Annotated in this window: 14 protein-coding genes; 1 reads left to right on the top strand and 13 read right to left on the bottom strand. The window is 67.4% G+C overall.

Annotated features, from left to right (window positions below):
- Positions 1–94: 94 nt before the first annotated feature.
- Positions 95–760, bottom strand: a complete 666-nt coding sequence (locus AC1DKV_RS25575; RefSeq protein ID WP_477138295.1) for an RlmE family RNA methyltransferase — start codon at positions 758–760, stop codon at positions 95–97.
- 254 nt (positions 761–1,014) lie between these two features.
- Between AC1DKV_RS25575 and AC1DKV_RS25580 the strand changes: the two genes are divergently transcribed.
- A complete protein-coding gene (locus tag AC1DKV_RS25580) occupies positions 1,015–1,512 on the top strand; it encodes a YhbY family RNA-binding protein (protein WP_477138296.1) in 498 nt (165 codons plus the stop codon).
- A 162-nt stretch (positions 1,513–1,674) separates the two neighbouring features.
- Here the strand turns inward: AC1DKV_RS25580 and AC1DKV_RS25585 are convergent, their stop codons facing one another.
- The 12 genes from AC1DKV_RS25585 to AC1DKV_RS25640 all read right to left on the bottom strand — a co-directional run bounded on the left by AC1DKV_RS25585 (position 1,675) and on the right by AC1DKV_RS25640 (position 16,431).
- Complete coding sequence (locus AC1DKV_RS25585; protein WP_441618270.1) at positions 1,675–2,178, bottom strand: DUF4149 domain-containing protein; 504 nt, start codon at positions 2,176–2,178, stop codon at positions 1,675–1,677.
- A gap of 18 nt (positions 2,179–2,196) precedes the next feature.
- Positions 2,197–2,673 carry a transcription elongation factor GreA gene (gene greA, locus AC1DKV_RS25590; protein ID WP_441618268.1) on the bottom strand — a complete coding sequence of 159 codons (477 nt, stop codon included), beginning with the start codon at positions 2,671–2,673 and terminating at the stop codon, positions 2,197–2,199.
- Between the two features lie 219 nt (positions 2,674–2,892).
- Positions 2,893–6,141, bottom strand: coding sequence for a carbamoyl-phosphate synthase large subunit (gene carB, locus AC1DKV_RS25595; protein ID WP_477138297.1), 3,249 nt, complete (start codon positions 6,139–6,141; stop codon positions 2,893–2,895).
- A 65-nt stretch (positions 6,142–6,206) separates the two neighbouring features.
- A complete protein-coding gene (gene leuE, locus AC1DKV_RS25600; RefSeq protein ID WP_477138298.1) occupies positions 6,207–6,881 on the bottom strand; it encodes a leucine efflux protein LeuE in 675 nt (224 codons plus the stop codon).
- 46 nt (positions 6,882–6,927) lie between these two features.
- Positions 6,928–8,064, bottom strand: a complete 1,137-nt coding sequence (gene carA / locus AC1DKV_RS25605; RefSeq protein WP_477138299.1) for a glutamine-hydrolyzing carbamoyl-phosphate synthase small subunit — start codon at positions 8,062–8,064, stop codon at positions 6,928–6,930.
- Positions 8,065–8,402: 338 nt separating this feature from the next.
- On the bottom strand, positions 8,403–8,813 hold the full coding sequence (locus tag AC1DKV_RS25610; RefSeq protein WP_477138300.1) for a RidA family protein: 411 nt from the start codon (positions 8,811–8,813) through the stop codon (positions 8,403–8,405).
- 64 nt (positions 8,814–8,877) lie between these two features.
- Entirely contained in the window at positions 8,878–9,351 is a 474-nt protein-coding gene (locus tag AC1DKV_RS25615) for an acyl-CoA thioesterase (RefSeq protein WP_441618259.1), read from the bottom strand.
- A complete protein-coding gene (locus AC1DKV_RS25620) occupies positions 9,348–11,018 on the bottom strand; it encodes an AMP-binding protein (RefSeq protein ID WP_477138301.1) in 1,671 nt (556 codons plus the stop codon). Before AC1DKV_RS25620 ends, AC1DKV_RS25615 begins: the two co-directional genes overlap by 4 nt.
- A gap of 71 nt (positions 11,019–11,089) precedes the next feature.
- Positions 11,090–12,253: an acyl-CoA dehydrogenase family protein gene (locus AC1DKV_RS25625; RefSeq protein WP_477138302.1), complete on the bottom strand. Its 1,164-nt coding sequence runs from the start codon at positions 12,251–12,253 to the stop codon at positions 11,090–11,092.
- A gap of 44 nt (positions 12,254–12,297) precedes the next feature.
- The gene (locus AC1DKV_RS25630) at positions 12,298–13,149 is read right to left on the bottom strand and encodes an enoyl-CoA hydratase family protein (protein WP_441618253.1); all 852 of its coding nucleotides are present in this window, start codon (positions 13,147–13,149) and stop codon (positions 12,298–12,300) included.
- A 64-nt stretch (positions 13,150–13,213) separates the two neighbouring features.
- A complete protein-coding gene (locus AC1DKV_RS25635) occupies positions 13,214–14,014 on the bottom strand; it encodes an SDR family NAD(P)-dependent oxidoreductase (protein ID WP_477138303.1) in 801 nt (266 codons plus the stop codon).
- Between the two features lie 2 nt (positions 14,015–14,016).
- Positions 14,017–16,431: a bifunctional salicylyl-CoA 5-hydroxylase/oxidoreductase gene (locus AC1DKV_RS25640; protein ID WP_477138304.1), complete on the bottom strand. Its 2,415-nt coding sequence runs from the start codon at positions 16,429–16,431 to the stop codon at positions 14,017–14,019.
- Positions 16,432–16,530 lie beyond the last annotated feature (99 nt).

Consider the following 16,530-nt stretch of genomic DNA (forward strand, 5'->3'; position numbering starts at 1 on the left):
TAGCTGCATTGTAATGCAGCGCCCGGTGTCGGGGGAAAAAGCAAACTCATCGAAGCGATAGGCCCGCTTTACGGGCCCGCCCCACCTTCCCGCCTCATTCCGCCGACTTGAGGTAACGCCCAAGTATGAAGGTCTCGGAAGACTTGTCGCGCGACGCCTTGGGCTTGCGTTTGGCGACCACCTTGAACTGGCGCTTGAACTTCTCCACGATCTGGCTATACCCGCTGCCATGGAAACACTTTACCAGCAATGAGCCTTCGGGCTTCAAATGGGCCTGGGCAAATTCCAGCGCGAGCTCGCACAGGTACTCGATGCGCGCGGCATCCGCGAAGGCCACACCCGACAGATTGGGGGCCATATCGGACAAAACAAGGTCGATTTTCGCCCCGCCGGAGGCTGCCAGCACGATTTCTTCCAATTGTCGGAAGACCGGCTCTTCGCGGAAGTCGCCCTGGATGAAAGTGACGTCGGCGACCGCCTCCATCGGCAGGATATCGATTGCCACCACGGCGCCGTCGATGCCGCCGTCCTTGACGCGCGGCGAGGCCGCCAGCTTGTTGCGCGCGTACTGGCTCCAGCTGCCCGGCGCGGCGCCGAGGTCGACGATGACCTGGCCGGGCCGGATCAGCTTGTCCTGCTCGTCGATCTCCTTGAGCTTGTACGCTGCGCGGGCACGGTAGCCCTCGCGCTGCGCCATCTTCACGTAGGGATCGTTGATATGGTCGTGCRGCCACGACTGGTTGAATTTGTTCTTGGCCATTTGCCTGAAACTTGCCTGAGACTTGCGTAAAGCGCCTGTAGCGCATGACGCCTGATCGGAAAAGCTTGCCAGCGGCCGGTCAACCCGGTGCCCGACAGGCGTTTTTCACTCGTTTTGATGATTTTGCAGCCCGACCGCGCCAGTTTGACGGATAATACGCGCCGATTCGCTTTTTCGGCACTTCGGTGCCCTGCTTTGCGCACCTGGCTGCGCGCCCGTTTGCGCCAATTTGCGCCCTCGCCTGCGCTTTACTTATGCCCGCTCTTCAACTCATTCCAGCCCAGCGCTCCGAACTCCGCTCCCGCGCCCATGGCCTCAATCCGGTCGTGATGATCGGTGCGGACGGCCTGACGCGTGCCGTCCTGGCGGAAATCGACCGCAGCCTGGCCTCGCACGACCTGATCAAGATCCGCGTGTTCGGCGACGACCGCGAGAACCGCCTCGCCATCTACGAAGCCATTTGCGAGGATCTCGACGCGGCCCCGATCCAGCACATCGGCAAGCTGCTGGTGGTATGGCGCCCCGGCMCGGCCACCCTCAAGGAAAACCGCCCGCAGGAACTTGGCCGGCTGGCACCCCGCGGAGGCGCCGCGCCGCGCACCGTGACCGTCAGGAAGCCTAGCGCCGCACCCAATCGCCGCCCCAAGCGCTCGCAAGTGACGGTGCTGGGCAATGAACGCGTGACCGCCGGCGGCAACGTCAAGCGCGCTCGCGTGCGCYCGACCAGCCAGAAGAAGAAGGCGCTCGACTGAGCACCCGCCCGGCGCGCCCGCGCGCCGGTCCGGCAGCGGCGGGGCATTGCTGCCCGCCGCGGACCMAGGCCGCGGACCTGAACATTCCGCCCGCACCCCCTGCCCGCACCCCGTTTCCTCCAGCCTGGCCAGGTCTTGGCCCGGCCCCGGCCATGCCCGGGCTTATTCGCCCGCGGAGCGCGGCGCGGCCGCGCGCCACACCATGACCAGCGCAAGCAGGCTCTGCACCAGGTAGATCACGCTCGACACGCCATGCAGCATGCCGAACTGGCCTTTGTACGGCGATTCCGACACACCCACGCCGAGCGCGGATGCCTTGTCCTTCAGGTTTTCCATGAAAGGCTGGATGCCGAAATAGCCGGCGAGCACGCATAGCAGCATGCCCAGCACCAGCCAGCGCAGGCCACGGTAGCGGCCCGCGCCGCGGCGGATCATCAGGTTGCACAGCGCCAGCTGCAGCACCCCCACCACCACACCCAGAATGGCCTCGGTCCTGAACAGCTGGCCGGCGATCAGGCCGGCGGTTTCGCGGCTGGGCAGCACCGAAAACAGCGTCGGGGCCACCATGTAGCCCACGGTCCACAGGCTGCCGGCCCACACCACGGTGAGCAGGAGGAAAATCCGGTGCGGCAGCGGCGGCAGGCTGGAATAGGAGGAAGAGAACACGAAGCCTCGTTCAGTCGTTCAGATATAGCGAACCGTGATGACTTCGTACTCGCGCTCGCCGCCAGGGGCCAGCACGATCGCCACGTCGCCTTCGAACTTGCCGATCAGGGCGCGCGCGATGGGCGAGCTGACCGAGATCTTGCCACTGTCGAGGTCGGCCTCGTCGTCGCCGACGATCTGGTAGCTCACCGGCTTGCCGGACTCCAGGTCTTCGAGGTCCACAGTGGCGCCGAACACGATGCGGCCGTCGGTGTCGAGCTGGGTCGGGTCGATGACCTGGGCAGCCGACAGCTTGGACTCCACTTCCAGGATGCGGCCTTCGATAAAGGCCTGCTTTTCCTTGGCGGCGTCGTATTCCGCGTTCTCCGAGAGGTCGCCTTGCGCACGCGCTTCGGAAATGGCGTTGATCACGGCGGGACGCTCGACCGCCTTCAGGCGCTGCAGCTCCTCTTTCAGCAATTCAGCGCCACGCTTGGTAATCGGAATCGTGCTCATGTCTTTCGTTCTGCAAAAAAATGAGCCGCAGCGGAGCGGGAACCATGCCCCGGCCATATGCCCGGGCACTTCCGCTCAACCGCGGCTTTTCAGGTTGTTCTCAGAGTGGTTCGTCGGTCTGACCGACCAGATTGCCGTAGTTTAGGCCAAGACGGCCGCCCGCAGCAACTGCGGGCGGCCAGGCAGCCGGGCAACCGGAAGGGCCGGAAGGCCCGACGATCAGGCCAGCGAGGCGTGCAGGCCTTGCAGGTCATAGACCTCCAGGCGCTGCATGTGCTTGAGACCCTCCACCGCGGCGCGCGCGCCGGCCATGGTGGTGTAGTACGGCACCCGGTTGGCCAGGGCCGAGATACGGATCGAGCGCGAGTCGGCGATGGCGGTGCGGGTTTCGTCCACGGTGGTGAACACCAGCGCCAGTTCGCCGTTCTTGATCATGTCGACGATGTGCGGACGACCGTCCTTCACCTTGTTGACCACGCGCACCGGAATGCCGGCCGCTTCGATCGCCGAGGCGGTGCCGCGCGTGGCCACCAGGGGGTAGCCCATGTCGTGCAGCATGCGCGCCACGCTCACGGCGTGCGGCTTGTCGCTGTCCTTCACGGTCAGCAGCACGGTGCCCTTCTCCGGCAGGCGCGAACCGGCGGCGAGCTGGCTCTTGAAGAGCGCCTCGCCGAAGGTCTTGCCCACGCCCATCACTTMGCCGGTGGAACGCATCTCGGGTCCGAGCACCGGGTCCACGCCGGGGAACTTGTTGAACGGGAACACCGCTTCCTTGACGCTGAAGTACGGCGGCACCACTTCATCATGGATACCCTGCGAGTCCAGCGACTGGCCGGCCATGCAGCGCGCGGCGATCTTCGCCAGCGACAGGCCGGTGGCCTTGGACACGTACGGCACCGTGCGCGAGGCACGCGGATTCACTTCCAGCACGTAGACCACGTCTTCGCCGTTGGTCTGCTGGATGGCGAACTGCACGTTCATCAGGCCGATCACGTTGAGGGCCTTCGCCATCGCGGCGGTCTGGCGCTTGAGCTCGTCCACGGTGGCCTGGGCCAGCGAGTACGGCGGCAGCGAGCAGGCCGAATCGCCCGAGTGCACGCCRGCCTGCTCGATGTGYTCCATCACGCCGCCGATGAACACGCGCTGGCCGTCGCTCAGGGCGTCGACGTCGCACTCGATGGCGTCGTTGAGGAAGCGGTCCAGCAGCACCGGGGAGTCGTGCGAGACCTTGACGGCCTCGCGCATGTAGCGCTCGAGGTCGCGCGGCTCATGCACGATTTCCATGGCGCGGCCGCCCAGCACGTAGGACGGGCGCACCACCAGCGGGTAGCCGATTTCCTCGGCCAGGCGCAGCGCTTCGTCCTCGGCACGCGCGGTGCGGTTGGGCGGCTGGCGCAGGCCGAGTGCCTGCAGCAGCTTCTGGAAGCGCTCGCGGTCTTCGGCCGCGTCGATCATGTCGGGRCTGGTGCCGATGATGGGCACGCCGTTGGCTTCCAGGTCCAGCGCCAGCTTCAGCGGGGTCTGGCCGCCGTACTGCACGATCACGCCGACCGGCTTTTCCTTGTCGACGACTTCCAGCACGTCTTCCAGCGTCAGCGGCTCGAAGTACAGGCKGTCCGAGGTGTCGTAGTCGGTCGACACGGTTTCCGGGTTGCAGTTGACCATGATGGTCTCGTACCCGTCTTCGCGCAGCGCCAGCGCGGCGTGCACGCAGCAGTAGTCGAACTCGATGCCCTGGCCGATCCGGTTCGGGCCGCCACCCAGCACCATGATCTTCTTGTTGTTGGTCGGCTGCGCCTCGCACTCGCCATGCTCGGCCTCGTAGGTGCCGTACATGTATGCGGTGTTGGTGGCGAACTCGGCCGCGCAGGTATCCACGCGCTTGTAGACCGGGCGCACGCCGGCGGCGTGGCGCGCGGCGCGCACTTCGGCCGGCTTGGCGCCGAGCAGCTTGGCCAGGCGGCGATCGGAGAAGCCCTTCTGCTTCAGGTGGCGCAACTCGACCGCCGACAGGCTATCGAGCTTGCGCGCCTTGACCAGGGTCTCGGTCCTGACGATGTCTTCGATCTGGGCCAGGAACCACGGGTCGATGGAGGTCTCGGCGTGCACTTCTTCCAGCGACATGCCGATGCGGAAGGCGTCGCCCACGTACCAGATGCGGTCCGGGCCGGCCTCGCCGATTTCCTCGACGATCTCGTCGCGGTCGGTGGACTTGTCGTCCAGGCCGTCCACGCCCACTTCCAGGCMGCGCAGCGCCTTCTGGAACGATTCCTGGAAGGTGCGGCCCATGGCCATCACCTCGCCCACCGACTTCATCTGCGTGGTGAGGTGGCTGTCGGCCTGAGGGAATTTCTCGAAGGCGAAACGCGGCACCTTGGTGACCACGTAGTCGATCGACGGCTCGAACGACGCCGGGGTCTGGCCGCCGGTGATCTCGTTCTTCAGCTCGTCCAGCGTGTAGCCCACCGCCAGCTTGGCGGCGACCTTGGCGATCGGGAAGCCGGTGGCCTTGGAGGCCAGCGCCGACGAACGCGACACGCGCGGGTTCATCTCGATCACGATCATGCGGCCGTCGGCCGGGTTGATCGAGAACTGCACGTTGGAGCCGCCGGTGTCCACGCCGATCTCGCGCAGCACGGCCAGCGAGGCGTTGCGCAGGATCTGGTATTCCTTGTCGGTCAGGGTCTGCGCCGGGGCCACGGTGATCGAGTCGCCGGTGTGGATGCCCATCGGGTCCAGGTTCTCGATCGAGCAGATGATGATGCAGTTGTCCGCCTTGTCGCGGACCACTTCCATCTCATACTCTTTCCAGCCCAGCAGCGATTCTTCGATCAGCAGCTCGCGGGTCGGCGAGAGATCCAGGCCGCGCTTGCAGATTTCCTCGAACTCTTCGCGGTTGTAGGCGATGCCGCCGCCGGAGCCGCCCAGCGTGAACGACGGGCGGATCACGATCGGGTAGCCGCCGGTGTCGGTTTCCTTGGCAATCTGCGACTGCACCGCCAGCGCTTCTTCCATCGAGTGGGCGATGCCGGACTTGGCCGAGCCCAGCCCGATCTTGGTCATCGCTTCCTTGAACTTCTGGCGGTCCTCGGCCTTGTCGATGGCTTCGGGCGACGCGCCGATCAGTTCCACCTTGTACTTGTCCAGCACGCCGTGGCGATGCAGGTCCAGCGCGCAGTTCAGCGCGGTCTGGCCGCCCATGGTCGGCAGGATGGCGTCCGGGCGTTCTTTCTCGATGATGCGCTCGACCACTTCCCAGGTAATCGGCTCGATGTAGGTCACGTCGGCCGTATTCGGGTCGGTCATGATCGTGGCCGGATTGGAGTTGACCAGGATGACCTTGAAGCCTTCCTCGCGCAGCGCCTTGCAGGCCTGGGCGCCGGAATAGTCGAACTCGCACGCCTGCCCGATGATGATGGGGCCGGCGCCGATGATCAGGATGCTCTTAATGTCTGTGCGCTTTGGCATTGCACGCTCTCTTTGTTGGCCGGCCCGCGCATTCGCGCGCACCGCACCGGATATCAGGATTCGAATCAGTTCAGGGTGGCTGTCGCCAGCTTGGCGCCGAAGCCGATGAACATGGCGCCCACGCCGCTGGCCATGCCGGCCGACAAGCGCCGGCGCCGGCGGAACATCTCGGCCAGCCTGGCGCCCGCAAGGATGAGCGCGGTGAGGTAGGCGAAGCTGAACACCTGGCAAACCAGCCCCAGCACGGCGAACGACAGCGCCGGCTGGCCGAACTGCGGATCGACGAACTGGATGAAGAAGGAGATGAAGAACAGGATGGCCTTGGGGTTGAGCAGGCTCACCACCAAGGCCTTGCGGAACGGGCTGGCGACACGGTCGGCCGGCGCGGCTGCGGGCACCCCTGCCACGCTACCGCGCGCCGACCAGCTGCGCAGCGCGCCGCGCAGCATCTGGAAGCCGATCCAGCCCAGGTAGGCCGCGCCGACATACTTCACCGCGTAGAACAAGGCCGGGCTGGCCTTCAGCAGCGAGGCCACGCCCGCCGCCGACAGCACCATCAGGATGGCATCGCCCAGGAATACGCCACAGGCGCCCTTGTAGCCTTCGCGCACGCCGCGCTGGGCGGCGATCGACAGCACGTACATCGAATTCGGCCCCGGCAGCAGCACGATGAAGATCGTGCCGAGCACAAAGGTCCAGAAATCGGTGATGCMGAGCGTTGCGTGCATGAAGGCGTTCATGGGATCGTCCTGACTGTCTTCGTTTCTTCTTCGGGGCGCGGTGCGCTTACTTGCGTGCGTCCGCCATCATCTTGGTGAAGCGGTCGAACAGGTAAGCCACGTCGTTCGGACCGGGCGAGGCTTCCGGGTGGCCCTGGAAGCAGAAAGCCGGCTTGTCGGTCAGCGCGAAGCCCTGCAGCGAACCGTCGAACAGCGACACGTGCGTGGTGCGCACGTTGGCCGGCAGCGTGGCGGCGTCCACGGCAAAGCCGTGGTTCTGCGAAGTGATCACCACGCGGCCGTCGTCCAGGTCCTTGACCGGGTGGTTGGCGCCGTGGTGGCCGAACTTCATCTTGAGCGTCTTCGCGCCCACGGCCAGGGCCATGATCTGGTGGCCCAGGCAGATGCCGAAGGTGGGGATGCCGCGCGCGATGAACTCGCGCGTGGCGGCGACGGCGTAGTCGCACGGTTCCGGGTCGCCGGGGCCGTTGGACAGGAAGATGCCGTCCGKATTGAGCGCGAGGGCGTCCGYGGCGCTGGCCTGCGCCGGCAGCACGGTCACCTTGCAGCCGCGCTGGGCCAGCATGCGCAGGATATTGAACTTGACGCCGTAGTCATAGGCGACCACGTGGAACTGCGGCTTGTCCTGCTTGCCGTAGCCTTCGCCGAGCTTCCACTCGGACTGGGTCCACTCGAACGGCTCCTTGACCGACACCACCTTGGCCAGGTCCATGCCGGCCAGGCCGGGGAACGAGCGGGCCAGGTCGATGGCTTTCTGCACATTGTCCTCGCCGGCCAGGATGCAGCCGTTCTGCGCGCCCTTCTCGCGCAGGATGCGGGTCAGCTTGCGGGTATCGATGCCGGCGATCGCGACGACCTTTTCCTGCTTCAGGTAGTGCGCGAGCGTGTGCTCCTTGCGGAAGCTGGAGGCCAGAATCGGCAGATCCTTGATGATCAGGCCGGCGGCATGGACTTTCGTTGCTTCGACATCCTCGGTATTGACGCCGTAATTGCCGATATGCGGATACGTCAGCGTGACGATTTGCCGCGAATAGCTCGGGTCGGTAAGGATTTCCTGGTAACCKGTGATGGCGGTGTTGAACACCACTTCGCCAATGGTATGACCGGAAGCGCCGATGGAATAGCCACKAAAGACCGTGCCGTCTGCAAGCGCGAGAATGGCGGACGGAAAAGACGGTAACACGGGTAGGCTCCTGCTGGATTCACCCCGTGACCGACCAGCTCAACGCCTCGTGCCCCGTTGTCCGGCGTGGTGGCAGGCATGGCGCTGGGCGCGATGCCTGCCACCCGGACCGTTCGCCAGGCGCTCGAAACGCCACACAGAATCATGCGGCGGAGCCAGGGCGAAATGGGGGCGGCGGAAGGTGGAATTCGGTAGGCGCTAGGGTGATGGGGTTCTGAAAGCGAAACTTTCGGATTATACCCCGCCGCACCCATTTTCTCAAGTTATCAAGGACTTGCGGGCGCATCGGGAGCTTTCGCCCGCCTTGCCCCGCCGCCCCGGGAGCCGCGCTGGTGGCCTTACGCGGCTGGAGGCACTACCGCCGTGACCTCTATTTCCACCTTGGCGCGGGACTCCACCAGGTCGGCCACTTCCACCGCCGTCATGGCCGGGAAATGACGTCCGATGGTGGCGCGATAATGCTCGCCGATGGCGCGATAGGCACTCACGTAGGCTTCCTTGTCCTTCACATACCAGGTCATGCGCACGATGTGATCGGGGCGCGCCMCGCCCTCGGCCAGCACCGCCACCACGTTGCGCAGGGCTTGCCCCACCTGCTCCGCGAAATCGTCGGTCTCGAACTCGCACTTGCCGTTCCAGCCGATCTGGCCGCCGACGAAGAGCAGGCGGCTGCCCACCTGCATTTCGGTCATCACGCCATTGGCGTAGCCGCGCGGCGGCGCCCAGTCTGGTGGTTGCAGAATCTTCATGATCGGTCATCCCGTTGCTTGTGTTTTTGATTTCCCTGACGGCGGCCCCGGCGGGGCGCAGCCATCAGCTTCCGGCTGCGTCGTGGGGCATGCCGGCCTGCATGCTGCCGGCCTCGCCCGGGGGCAGCACAAAGCGCTCCATCTGCGCGCGCACCGCCGGTGGCAGCGCGCGCGGCACCAGTTCGCCGGCATCGACGCAGACCAGCCGCTGCGCCACTTCCAGCCGCGTATCGCCATCGGGCCCGCAAAAGCGCACCAGCAGGGAGAAGCTGCTGCGCCCCAGATGCGTCACGCGCAATTCCCGGCGCAGCACTTCGTCGAGCCGGCTCGGCGCCACGAACCGGCACGACAGCGCGGCCGTGGGCACCCCCGCCTGCCCGGCGCCGTGCATCTCGCCGAAGGGCCAGCCCAGCGCCTCGCGGAACCAGTCCTCKACCAGGTCGTTGAGCATCTCGAAGTAGCGCGGGAAGAACACGATGCCCGCGGCATCGCAGTCCTTGAAGCGCACGCGGCGCAGGCTGGCGAAKACCTCGCTCACGGCTGCCTCCCGCCGCCCGCTCMTTGCTGCTCCGCCATCTGGCGCAGGCGGAAGCGCTGCAGCTTGCCGGTCTCGGTGCGCGGCAGCGCATCCACGAAGATCACGCGCCGCGGATACTTGTAAGGCGCGATCTCGGCCTTGACGTAGGCCTGCAGCGCGGCGCTGGTCGCCTCGCTGGCAGGCACGCCGGGGCGCAGCACCACATAGGCCGCGACCACCTGGCCGCGCTCGGCATCGGCCATGCCCACCACGCCGCACTCGGCCACCGCCTCGTGCCGCATCAGCGCGCTCTCCACTTCGGGGCCGGCAATGTTATAGCCTGCCGAGACGATCATGTCGTCGGAGCGCGCCTGGTAGTAGTAATAGCCATCGGCGTMGGCCATGAAGGTGTCGCCCGGCAGGTTCCAGCCGTCCCTCACATAGGCAGACTGGCGCGGGTCGTCCAGGTAGCGGCAGCCGGTGGGTCCGCGCACCGCCAGCTTGCCGACGGTGCCGGGCGGCACCGCCTGCATCGCATCGTCGACGATGCAGGCGATATAGCCCGGGACCACCTTGCCGATCGAGCCCGGCCGCACATCCGCGCCGGCGCTGGAGATGAAGATATGCATCATCTCCGTGCCGCCGATGCCGTCGGTCATCTCGATCCCGGTGGCCGCCTTCCAGCTCTGGCGCGTGGCGTCGGGCAGCGCCTCGCCGGCCGACACGCTCTTCTTCAGGCTGGAAATATCGTAGCCCGGCGCCAGCGCCGCCATCTGCCGGTAGAAGGTCGGCGCGGTGAAGACGATGGTGGCACGCCATGCCTGGATCAGTGCCAGCAGGCTGTCCGGCGCGAGGCGCTCGKCCAGCGCCGTGGACGCCCCMACCCGCAGCGGGAAGCACAGCATGCCTCCCAGGCCGAAGGTAAAGGCCAGCGGCGGCGTGCCGCAGAAAATGTCGTCGGGGCCGGGCTTGAGCACGTGGCGCGGAAACAGGTCGCACATGGCGATCACATCGCGGTGAAAGTGCACCGTGCCCTTGGGCTGGCCCGTGGTGCCGCTGGTGAAGGCGATCAGGCAGATGTCGTCGGCCGCGGTGTCGCAGGCCGCGTACGCATCCGGCTTGCCGGCCATGGCCGCTTCCACCGAGCCCGCGCCGCTGCCGTTGAAATACAGCACCTGCGCCAGGCTCGGGCAATGCTGCTCGGTTCCGGCGACCAGGTTGGCATCGAGCTCTTCGCGCAGCCGTTCGTCGCACAGCGCCGCGCTGACCTGGGCGCGGTCGATCACCTGCTTGAGTTCCTTGGCACGCAGCAGCGGCATGGTCGGCACGGCGATCAGGCCGGCCTTGACCACCGCCAGCCAGCATGCCGCCATCATCAGGTTGTTGGGCCCGCGCAGCAGCACGCGGTTGCCCGGCACCAGCTTCATGTCGCCGGTGAGCACGTKGGCGATGCGGTTCGACAGCGCGGCCAGATCCGCATAGGTGACGGCGCGCTGCGCGCCGTCSTGTTCGTAACGGATGGCCACGCGCTCCCCGCGCCCTTCGCGCACGTGGCGCTCGACCAGTTCCAGCGCGCAGTTCATGCGCCCGGGGTATTGCGTGTCCTCGTTGAACAGCAGTTCCGGCCACTGCGCCGGGGGCGGCAGCCGGTCGCGTGCAAAGGTATCGAGGTGGGCAGTGCTCGCCATGATTGTCTCCGCTTCCTTCATTCTGGTGATGCTGGTAAGGGTGGTGGTCCTGCTGCGCCGGCGCCGCCGGGCTAGCCGCGATGCTGCGCCAGCGTCTCGCGCGCGATGATCAGCTTCTGCACTTCGGTGGCGCCTTCGTAGATGCGCAGCGAGCGGATCTCGCGGTACAGGCTCTCCACGCGCGTGCCGACCTTGACGCCGAGCCCGCCGAACATCTGCACGGCGCGGTCGATCACCTGCTGCGCGTTCTCGGTGGCAACCATCTTGGCCATCGCCGCCTCGCGCGTGGTGCGCACGCCGGCCACGTCGCGCAGCCAGGCCGCGCGGTAGGTCAGCAGCGCCGCCGAGTCGATCGCGGTGGCCATGTCGCCGAGCGCGGCCTGCGTGAGCTGCAGGTCGGCCAGCACGCCGCCGAACATCGGGCGCGAGGTGGCGCGCGCCAGCGCTTCGTCCAGTGCGGCGCGGCCGAAGCCGAGCGACGCGGCGGCCACCGAGGCGCGGAAGATATCCAGCGTCATCATCGCCACCTTGAAGCCCTGCCCCGCTTCGCCCAGGCGCGCGCCGGCGGGCACGCGGCAGTTCTCGAAGCGCAGCGTGGCCAGCGGGTGCGGCGCCATCACGTCGATGCGCTCGGCGATGCTCAGCCCKGGCGTGCCGGCATCCACCACGAAGGCGGAGATGCCGCGCGCGCCGGGCGCCTCGCCGGTGCGCGCGAACACGCAGTAGAAATCGGCAATGCCGCCGTTGGAGATCCAGGTCTTGACGCCGTCGAGCACGTAGTCGTCGCCGTCGCGCACGGCGCGGCACTGCATGGCCGCCACGTCCGATCCCGCATCCGGCTCGGACAGCGCAAAGGCCGCGATCGCCTCGCCGCGCGCCACGCGCGGCAGGTAGCGCTCGCGCACGGCCTCGCTGCCGGCCAGCGAAATGGCGCCGCTGCCCAGGCCCTGCATGGCGAAGGCGAAGTCGGCCAGGCCATCGTGGCGCGCGAGCGTTTCGCGCAGCAGGCACAGCGAGCGCGAATCGAGCTTGTCGAGCGCGCCGCCGTAGGCGGCCGGCACGCAGTAGCGCAGCCAGCCGGCCGCGCCGAGCTGGCGCACCAGCGCGCGGCAGGCGGCATCGGTATCGCTGTKGTCGACGGCCAGCGAAGCCGTGGCCCAGGCGTCGAGGCGCTGCTCCAGTTCGCGGTGCGCGTCATCGAAGAACGGCAGGGCGAGATAACTCTTGTCGGACATGGCGTTGGCCTTCCTCTTTCTTGGGGTCTGCTTTGCGTGTGGTTTCAGTCGCCTTCGAACACCGGGCGCGTCTTGGCCACGAAGGCATCGTAGGCGCGGCGGAAGTCCCTGGTCTGCATGCAGATGGCCTGCGCCTCGGCCTCGGCCTCGATGGCTTCGTCCAGGCCCATATTCCATTCCTGGTGCAGCAGCTTCTTGGTCACGCCGTGGGCGAAGGTGGGGCCGGCGGCGATCTGCGCGGCCAGCGCCTGCGCGTCGGCCAGCAGCGTTTCCGGCGCATGCAGCACGTTGAAGAAGCCCCATTGCAGCCCCTCCTGGGCGTTCATGGCGCGGCCGGTGTAGAGCAGTTCGCTGGCGCGGCCCTGGCCGATCACGCGCGGCAGCAGCGAACACGCGCCCATGTCGGCGCCGGCCAGGCCCACCCGCACGAACAGGAAGGCGGTCTTGGCCTGCGCCGTGCCCAGCCGCATGTCGGAGGCCAGCGCCATCATCGCGCCGGCGCCGGCGCAAATGCCGTCGACGGCGCTGACGATCGGCTGCGGACAGGCGCGCATGGCCTTGATCAGGTCGCCGGTCATGCGCGTGAACTCCAGCAGCTCGGGCATGGTCATGCGCGTGAGCGGGCCGATGATCTCGTGCACATCGCCGCCCGAGCAGAAATTGCCGCCGGCGCCGGTGACCACCACGGACTTGATGTCGGTGGCGTAGCACAGGCCGCGGAACAGGTCGCGCAGCTCGGCGTAGGAATCGAAGGTCAGCGGGTTCTTGCGCTCCGGGCGGTTCAGCGTCACGGTGCCGACCTTGCCGTCGGCCGAGACCGACCACAGGAAATGTTTGGGCTGGTAGCCGGCGAAGCTGCGCTTGTGGTGGCGCATGTCCAGTGCGATTTCGCTCATCTCGTTTCTCGCTTGCAGGGATTCGTTGGATTGCGTTGTGTGCTTGCGTCTCGCCGCGCGGGGCTCAGCCGGCCATGACTTCGCCGCCGGCCACCGGGATCGACTGTCCGGTGATGGCGCTGGCCGACGGCTGGCACAGCCATGCCACCGCATCCGCCACTTCCTCGGGCTGCACCAGGCGCCCCTGCGGATTGCCCTTGGCCAGATCGGCGCGGGCCTGCGCCTCGCTACGGCCGGTCTTGCGCACGATATTGGCCACCGCGTCACGCACGATGTCGGTCTCGGTGTAGCCCGGGCAGACCGCGTTGACGGTMACGCCGCTGCTGGCGGTCTCGAGCGCCAGCGCCCGCGTCATGCCGATCACGCCGTGCTTGGCCGCGCAATAGGCGCTGACATAGCCATAGCCAGCCAGGCCGGCGGTGCTGGCCACGTTGACGATGCGGCCCCAGCCGTTCTCCAGCATGCCGGGCAGCGCCGCCTGCGTGCACAGGAAGGTGCCGGTCAGGTTGACTTCGAGCATGCCTTGCCACAGCGCCAGGTCGGTCTTCATGAAGGGCGCGCTGCGCGCCTGCCCGGCGTTGTTGACGAGCACGTCGATGCGCCCCGCCCTCTGCGCGGCCGCGGCAAACGCCGCCGACACGCTGTCGGCGCTGGAGATATCCGCGCTGACCGTGCCGAGCACGGCCGGCGGCACCACCGCATCGGCCAGCGCATCGGCGGTGGCGGCCAGCGTGGCCGCGTMGCGACCGAGCAGGGTGACGCTGGCGCCGTGCGCCAGCAGGCGCCGCGCGATGGCGGCGCCGATKCCGCGACCGCCGCCGGTGACCAGGGCGTGCCGGCCCTGCAGGGAATGCTGTGCACCCATGTTCAAAGACCCTCCGCCTGGCGCGCATGCAGCGCCTCTTGTCTTGCCTGTTGCTGCGCCATCTGCGCCGCACGTTCCAGATTGGTCTCGAGCTGGCGCTTGCCGGCCTGGTATTGCTTCGGCCAGGCCAGTTCGCGATGCCCGATCCGCGCGGCCTCGTGGATGGTCCAGGCCGGGTCCGCCAGGTGCGGACGCGCGATCGCGCACAGGTCCGCGCGGCCGGCAGCGATGATGCTGTCGACGTGGTCGGCCTCGAAGATCGCGCCCACGGCGATGGTGGCGATGCCGGCCTCGTTGCGGATGCGGTCGGCGAACGGTGTCTGGTACATGCGCCCATACACCGGTGCCTGGTCCGGGCTCACCTGGCCCGACGAGCAATCGATCATGTCCGCGCCGGCGGCCTTGAAGGCGCGCGCKATCTMGATTGCATCGTCGGGCGTGATGCCGCCCTCGACCCAGTCATGCGCMGAGATGCGCACCGACATGGGCCGCTCCTGCGGCCACGCCGCGCGCACCGCCGCGAAGACCTCGAGCGGATAGCGCAGGCGCGCGGCCAGCGAGCCGCCGTATTCGTCGCCACGCAGGTTGGTCAGCGGCGAGATAAAGCTCKACAACAGGTAGCCGTGCGCGCAATGCAGCTCGAGCCAGTCGAAGCCGGCCTCGGCGGCGCGCCGCGCGGCGGCCGTGAAATCGTCGCGCACGCGGTCCATGTCGGCGCGCGTCATTTCGCGCGGCACCTGCGAGATGCCGGGCATATAGGGCAGCGCCGAGGCCGACAGCAGTGGCCAGTTACCGTTGTCCAGCGGGTAGTCCATCTGCTCCCAGCCGAGCTGTGTMGAGCCCTTGCGCCCCGCGTGGCCGATCTGCATGGCAATGCGCGCATCGCTGTTGGCGTGCACGAAGTCCACGATGCGGCGCCACGCGTCGCGCTGCGTGTCATTCCACAAGCCCGGGCAAGCCGGGGTGATGCGCGCGTCCGGCGAGGTACAGGTCATCTCCGCCACCACCATGCCGGCGCCGCCGAGCGCGCGCGCGCCCAGGTGGGTCAGGTGGAAATCGCCGGGTACGCCGTCCTCGCAGGAATACATGGCCATCGGCGATACCACCACGCGGTTCTTCAGCGTGACGTCGCGCACGCGGAACGGCGTGAACATCGGCGGCACGGCGCGCGCGCCGGCTTGCGGCGCGGCCGTCTGCGCCCCCGCCACGTCGGCCGCGGCCTGGCTTGCCAGCCAGCGCTCGAAATCGTCCACATAGCCCGCATCGCGCACGCGCAGGTTCTCGTGCGAGATGCGCTGCGAGCGCGTCAGCAGCGAATAGGCAAACTGGTCGGGCGCCATGCCGGCATAGCGCGCCACGTTCTCGAACCATTCGGTTGAGTTGCGCGCGGCATTCTGGATCTTCAGCACTTCCACGCTGCGGCTGGCCTGGTAGCGCTCCAGCGCCTGCGGCAGCACGTCGGCGCCGCCGGCGCCCGCATCGCGGATATTGTTGGCCAGCTCGATGGCGTCTTCCAGCGCCAGCTTGGTGCCCGAGCCGATCGAGAAATGCGCCGTGTGCGCGGCATCCCCCATCAGGACCACCGGCACGCGACGGCCGTCGGCAAGCGTGTTCCAGTGCACCCAGGTATGGCAGATCACGCGCGGGAAGCGGATCCAGCTGGCGGAGCCGCGCAGGTGGGTGGCGTTGCTGATCAGGCGGTTGCCGTCCAGGTAGCGCGCGAACAGGCGCTCGCAATACGCCACGCCCTCTTCCTGGCTCATCTGCTCGATCCCTGCCGCGCGCCACACCGGCTCGGGCGCTTCCACGATGAAGGTGGAGGTATGGTCGTCGAAGCGGTAGGCATGGGCCTGGAACCAGCCGTGCTCGGTCTTCTCGAAGGCAAAGGTGAAGGCGTCGAACAGCTTGTGCGTGCCGAGCCAKACAAAGCGGCACCGGCGCGTATCGATATCGGGCCKGAAGGTGTCGGCGTAGCGCCCGCGCACACGGCTGTTGATGCCGTCGGAGGCGATCACCAGGTCTGCCTGGTATTGCTGCGCAAGTGCCTGGTCATCCGCGACGTCGGTCTCGAACACCAGGTGCACGCCGAGTTCCTCGCAGCGCGCCTGCAGGATATTGAGCAAGCGCTTGCGGCCGATGCCGATGAAGCCGTGGCCACCGGAGCGGATGGTGCGCCCGCCGATATGGACGTCGATATCGTCCCAGTGGTTGAAGGCCTCGTCGATCTGGCGCGCGCTGACCGGGTCGGCGACCTTGAGGTTGTCCATGGTGGCATCCGAGAACACCACGCCCCAGCCGAAGGTGTCGTAGGGGCGGTTGCGCTCCACCACGTAGACCTCGTTGGCGGGGTCCTGCAGCTTCATCAGCAGGCCGAAGTACAGGCCCGAAGGGCCACCGCCGATACACAACACTCGCATCTTTCGTCTCCAGCGCGCCGGTGCCGCCGCGGCGCAAGCCAGCGGCACGGACAGCATATTTCGGCGCATGCGATGCGCGGCTGCGCATCTAGATCATGC

Source organism: Cupriavidus sp. 05T41 (assembly GCF_056396525.1).

What these genes read in the sequence shown, in the direction of transcription:
- greA (WP_441618268.1), bottom strand. Translation starts at nt 2,673, where the DNA reads ATGAGCACGATTCCGATTACCAAGCGTGGCGCTGAATTGCTGAAAGAG.
- AC1DKV_RS25630 (WP_441618253.1), bottom strand. Translation starts at nt 13,149, where the DNA reads ATGAGCGAAATCGCACTGGACATGCGCCACCACAAGCGCAGCTTCGCC.